Source organism: Aeromicrobium sp. PFPM2_SD2, assembly GCF_057364525.1.
The window spans coordinates 1-850 of sequence record NZ_JBNFNZ010000683.1 but is presented as its reverse complement, the minus strand read 5'-3'; the positions used below and the strand labels follow the sequence as shown (position 1 = coordinate 850).

Annotated in this window: 2 protein-coding genes; one reads left to right on the top strand and one right to left on the bottom strand. The window is 73.5% G+C overall.

What is annotated here, in order from left to right; translation table 11 throughout:
* Nucleotides 1-223 (bottom strand): hypothetical protein (locus AC2W7G_RS17440; RefSeq protein ID WP_485869549.1); only part of this gene is annotated, 223 nt, incomplete at its 3' end.
* 51 nt (nt 224-274) lie between these two features.
* Here AC2W7G_RS17440 and AC2W7G_RS17435 point away from each other — a divergent pair.
* Nucleotides 275-850: ArsA family ATPase (locus tag AC2W7G_RS17435; RefSeq protein ID WP_485869548.1), on the top strand; the 576-nt coding region annotated here is incomplete at its 3' end.

Here is an 850-nt window from a genome sequence, read left to right as displayed (position 1 = left end):
CGACGGCGACACCGACGCCACCGCGGACGACCTGCGCGCGCCGCCGAGCAGGCCGCCGCGTGTGCGTCCTGACCATCGACCCCGCCCGGCGCCTGGCCCAGTCGATGGGCCTGACCGAGCTCGACAACGTCCCGCGGCCGGTGGCCGGCGTCGAGGGGCCCGGCCGGCTCGACGCGATGATGCTCGACATGAAGCGCACCTTGACGAGGTCGTCGAGGCGCACGCGAGCCCGGACAAGGCCCGCCAGATCCTGGCCAACCCCTTCTACCAGGCGTTGTCGAGCTCGTTCGCGGGCACGCAGGAGTACATGGCCATGGAGAAGCTCGGCCAGCTGCACCGCGACGCCTCGCGCGACGCCGACGGCTGGGACCTCATCGTCGTCGACACCCCGCCGTCGCGCTCCGCCCTGGACTTCCTGGACGCGCCGGAGCGGCTCTCGTCGCTGCTGGACGGCCGCTTCATCCGGCTGCTGCTCGCACCGGCCAAGGGTCCGGCCCGGCTGTTCGGCGCCGGCTTCGGCGTCATCACCTCGATGATGAACAAGCTGCTCGGCGCCCAGGTGCTGACCGACGTGCAGACGTTCGTCGCTGCGTTCGACACGCTGTTCGGCGGCTTCCGGCAACGCTCGGAGCAGACCTACGCGCTGCTGCAGGACCCGCGCACGGCGTTCCTCGTCGTCGCGGCGCCCGAGGCGTCGGCCCTGCGCGAGGCGTCCTACTTCGTCGAGCGCCTGGCCGCCGACCGGATGCCGCTGGCCGGGCTCGTGGTGAACCGGGTCAGCCGCACCGCGGTGGACGTACCTGGGCGCGACGAGGCCGGCCGCGGCGTCCCGCCGCCTGGGCGGCACCGG